Source organism: uncultured Sphingomonas sp., assembly GCF_964237155.1.
GTDB lineage: Bacteria > Pseudomonadota > Alphaproteobacteria > Sphingomonadales > Sphingomonadaceae > Sphingomonas.
This window is the reverse complement of the sequence record NZ_CAXSHH010000132.1, coordinates 1-3,985: the sequence shown is the minus strand read 5'-3', so window position 1 is coordinate 3,985 and position 3,985 is coordinate 1. Positions and strand designations below refer to the sequence as shown.

The window sequence follows — 3,985 nt, the reverse complement described above, 5'->3', positions numbered from 1 at the left end:
ATGTCAAAGAGCGCGAAAGACCGACGCTTCGTGTAACCCTCCTTTCGAAGAGCTAACTGAGCGCCTGGTTCTCGGTGACCGCCGCGTCGCTCCGTTGCCGGTGCATCGCTGCGGTGAAACTCATATATGCGGGGCTTCTCGGCCCGTCAAACGCTTTCTCCAACTTTTTTCACGAAACCGTCTTTTTCGCGGCCCAGCCCGGCAGATCGGGGCTTCTCACGCCATCTCGAAGGTCGAGGCCACGGCTTCGGATGTGACCTTCGCCTATCCCCCTCCGGACGGTTTCCTTCACCCGCCCGGCGTCGCCATGGCCGAGACCGTCATGCCGCGGTCGGGCAACCGGATCGTCGTTCGACCGGTGCGGCGGACGCCGGTCATGCGGGTGGCTATCGGCATACCCGCCTATGCCGGGTGGCCGTCCGCCTTCACGCATCCGTCGCCGCACGAGCTACTCACGGTCCCGAGTCGTCAGACGGACTGGATATAGCTTCGCATCGCCGCCGCTTCATGCTCGATCCGGTCGATCCGGTGCTTCACCAGATCGCCGATCGACACGAAGCCGACCAGCCGCCCGCCCTCGATCACGGGCAGGTGTCGGATGCGACGCTGCGTCATCAGCGACAGCGCGCCGAGCACCGGCTCGTCGGGCACGACGGTGCGCGCGGGCGCGGTCATCACCTCGCCGACGCTCAAGGCCAACGCGGCCGCGCCCTTGGCGGCCAGGCAATAGACGACGTCGCGTTCGGAGAAGATCCCGACCACCTCGTCGCCCTCCACCACCGGCGCCGCGCCGATGCGCTTCTCCGCCAACAGCGCCACCGCGCCCGCGAGCGTCGCGGCCGGCGACAGCGTCACCACCTCCGCGCCCTTGGTCTTCAGGATCGCCGCGATCGTCATCGGTTCTCTCCCAACATCCTTGTGGGTTGAGGAAACCACGTTCCGTCGCCATTGGCAAAGCATGATGGACCAGCCGAGCGGCCTCGACGACCCCGATTACGCCCGCTTCGCCTGGGGGCGCTTCCGCCTGTTGGTGGCCTGGATGATCGCGGCGGCCATGGCCTGCTCGGCGGCGGTGATCGCGGTGCTGGCCGCGATCCACGGACCGCTTCGCCTCGTGACGATGTCGGCGGTGATCGGCGGGGTCGGCGGGTCGATCGTCATGGCCGGGCTGTTGATGGGGCTGGTGTTCCTGAGCTCGGGCACGGGCCATGACGAAAATGTCGAGCGGTTCGACGAACGATGATAAGGCCGACCCCGCAAACAGCGGAGCCGGCCTGATCCGTTCAGCGATCGCGGACGATCATTCCGCCGCCGGTGCTTCCACCCCGCGAGCCCGCCGCCGACGAGGCTTGACCTCGCCGTCAGCCCCATCGCTCGCGGAGATGCCCAGCGCGGGCGGAAGCCGGTCGGCGTCGAAGCCGGTCGGCTCCGACCCAACGTCCTCGGACGACCGCGTCTCCGCGATCGGCTCCTTGCGCGGCCGACCGCGGCGGCGCGGCTGCGGGGCGTCGACCTCGGGCACGGCCATCGGCGGCGATGGCTCGACCATTTCGGGCCGAGGCTCGGGCGCGACCTGGACGGGAGCCTGCGCGCGGGGCGATCCCTCGCCCTCGCCGCGCTGCTGACCGACCTGTCGCTCGCGGTCGTCGCGGCGCGGACGCCGGTCCTCCTCGTCACGACGCGGGCGGCGATCCTCGTACGGGCGGCCGCCCTCGTTGCCTTGCGAGCCGTTCGCCTGGGAACGCGGCTGCTGTTGCGGACGCTGCCGAGGCTGATCGCCCGCCACTCGGTCGCCCATCATCCGATCACCCATCATCCGATCACCCATCATCCGATCACTGGGCATCTGGTCGCCGGGACGGATCACGTCGCCCTCGTCGGCATAGTCGTCGTCCCCGTCCATCCCACCATCGTCGCCGAACTCGTCGCGGCCGCTGCGTTGCCGGTCGAACTCGTCGCCCCGATTCTGCTGGGCTCGCGGCTGCTGGTCGTCGAAGCGCGCGCGGCTTTCGCTCAGCACGCGGAAATAATGGTCGGCGAACTGCAGGTAGTACTCGGTGTTGACCCGGTCGCCTTGGCGCTGCGCCTCCGACGCCATGCTCTTGTATTTCTCATAGAGCTGGGCGGCGTTGCCGCGCGCGCGGTTGTCGATGCGGTTGCCGTTGTCGGGCCGGCCGGGATTGCCGCCCCCGCCGCCTCCGGTGCCGCCACCCGGGCGCTGCCCGCCGCGCCCGCGCCGACGGCCGGTCTGCTGCCGATTATTGATCATGCGAGTTCCCGTTGGTGAACCATCAATTGCCCCGTGCACATCGTGCGAAGCGCCGCGCGCGACCACCGCGCTTCGGCAGTACCGGCCCTCGCGCCTGTCGCGACCGCCCCGGTCAGGAACGACGCGTCGGTTGAGGATGCGGGCGAGCGTCCGGATTCAACGACTTGTGCCGTAATCGCGAAAGACCCCCGGCCCGCTCATAGCGGCGACCGCGCACGCTACAAGGGAAAAGGTGGGTGCCGCGCCCTGCCGGTTCAAGGCGTGACGACAAGGCAACGGTCGCGCCCGGCGAGATCGCGGCGTACGCCGACCTTCAACCCTTCGGCGCGGAAGAGTGCGGCGGCGCTCTCGCCCTGCCCCGAGCCGATCTCGATGCACGCGACCCCGCCCGGCGCGATCCGCGCGCGAAGCAGCGGCGCGATCGCGCGGTGGTCGTCCAGCCCGTCCGGCCCGGCGAACAGCGCCGCCGCCGGCTCGTACCCGGCGACCTCGCGCCGCAGGTCGGCACCGAGTTCGATATAGGGCGGATTGCAGAGGATCAGATCGTGCGGACCGTCCCGCCCCTCCCAGCCGCCCGCGACGATCCGTGCCCGGTCGGCCATCCCGAGCCGCCGCGCATTGGCCCCCGCGACCGCGAGCGCGTCCGGCGACCGGTCGACGCCGATCCCGCGCGCCTCCGGCCACTGATCGAGCGCGGCGAGCAGCAGCGCGCCCGAGCCGGTGCCGAGATCGAGCACGGTTCGCGGGGAACGCGTCCCGAAATGCGCGACCGCCGCCTCGAGGAGGGTTTCCGTATCGGCGCGCGGGATCAGCACGCCGGGCGCGACCCGGAGCGAGATCGTCCAGAAATCGCGGGCGCCGGTGATGTAGGCGACAGGCTCGTGCTCAGCGCGCCGCTCGGCGAGGCCGGCGAAGGCGGCGGGGGCGGGATCGTCGAGATGCCGGAGCAGCATCGCCTCCCGCCGGACCCCGAGCGCGTGCGCCATGAGCAGTTCGGCGTCGAGGCGGGGCGTGTGGGAGAAGGCGAGTCGGGCGGTCGCTAAGGACAGGGCTGAACTCACCTTCTCCCTCTCCCCGCTTGCGGGGAGAGGGCCGGGGAGAGGGGCTGTATCAGTCACAGGCCTCGCGCCCGGAACAGACCCTCTCCCCAACCCTCTCCCCGAGGGGGAGAGGGAGTAAGCAGGGCAGCGCCGCGGCTAAGCCGCGTCGTCGGACGGGGCTGCGGCCCCGCCGGCCGGGCGAGTCTGGATGGTCGGGCTTCACCCTAACCATCCAGACTCGCCAACCGCTCGGCCTCGTCCTCCGCGATCAACGCCCCCACCAACTCGTCCATCTCTCCCTCCAATATCTCCGGCAGCCGGTGCAATGTCAGGTTGATCCGGTGGTCCGTCACCCGCCCCTGCGGGAAATTATAGGTCCGGATCCGCTCCGACCGATCCCCCGACCCCACCATCGATTTCCGCGCCCCCGCCCGCTCCTGGTGCAGCCGCTCGCGCTCCGCCTCGTACAGCCGCGTCCGGAGCACACGCAAAGCCTTGGCCTTGTTCTTGTGCTGCGACTTCTCGTCCTGCTGGATCACCACCAGCCCCGTCGGCAGGTGGGTGATGCGGACCGCCGAGTCGGTGGTGTTGACCGATTGCCCGCCCGGTCCCGACGACCGGTATACGTCGATCCGCAGGTCGCGCGCCTCGTCGATCTTGACGTCGACATCCTCCG

The 3,985-nt window shown here is 69.9% G+C and carries 5 protein-coding genes; 1 reads left to right on the top strand and 4 read right to left on the bottom strand.

Annotation, left to right across the window (positions count from 1 at the left end):
• Window positions 1-468: 468 nt before the first annotated feature.
• Window positions 469-897 (bottom strand): CBS domain-containing protein, encoded by a 429-nt coding sequence (locus ACFE71_RS15150; RefSeq protein ID WP_375429594.1) that lies wholly within the window; start codon window positions 895-897, stop codon window positions 469-471.
• A 64-nt stretch (window positions 898-961) separates the two neighbouring features.
• Here ACFE71_RS15150 and ACFE71_RS15145 point away from each other — a divergent pair, with 64 nt between their 5' ends.
• Window positions 962-1,243 (top strand): hypothetical protein, encoded by a 282-nt coding sequence (locus ACFE71_RS15145; protein WP_375429593.1) that lies wholly within the window; start codon window positions 962-964, stop codon window positions 1,241-1,243.
• A gap of 57 nt (window positions 1,244-1,300) precedes the next feature.
• Here ACFE71_RS15145 and ACFE71_RS15140 read toward each other — a convergent pair whose 3' ends face one another.
• The 3 genes from ACFE71_RS15140 to ACFE71_RS15130 form a co-directional block, all read right to left on the bottom strand.
• Window positions 1,301-2,269: a DUF4167 domain-containing protein gene (locus ACFE71_RS15140; RefSeq protein WP_375429592.1), complete on the bottom strand. Its 969-nt coding sequence runs from the start codon at window positions 2,267-2,269 to the stop codon at window positions 1,301-1,303.
• Between the two features lie 254 nt (window positions 2,270-2,523).
• Entirely contained in the window at window positions 2,524-3,330 is an 807-nt protein-coding gene (prmC, locus tag ACFE71_RS15135) for a peptide chain release factor N(5)-glutamine methyltransferase (RefSeq protein WP_375429591.1), read from the bottom strand.
• A 203-nt stretch (window positions 3,331-3,533) separates the two neighbouring features.
• Window positions 3,534-3,985, bottom strand: a 452-nt coding sequence (locus ACFE71_RS15130) for a peptide chain release factor-like protein (protein ID WP_375429590.1), incomplete at its 5' end; no start/stop codon positions are given.

Coding starts and splice junctions, on each gene's coding strand:
- ACFE71_RS15140 (WP_375429592.1), bottom strand. CDS start 2,269: ATGATCAATAATCGGCAGCAGACCGGCCGTCGGCGCGGGCGCGGCGGG.
- ACFE71_RS15145 (WP_375429593.1), top strand. CDS start 962: ATGGACCAGCCGAGCGGCCTCGACGACCCCGATTACGCCCGCTTCGCC.
- ACFE71_RS15150 (WP_375429594.1), bottom strand. CDS start 897: ATGACGATCGCGGCGATCCTGAAGACCAAGGGCGCGGAGGTGGTGACG.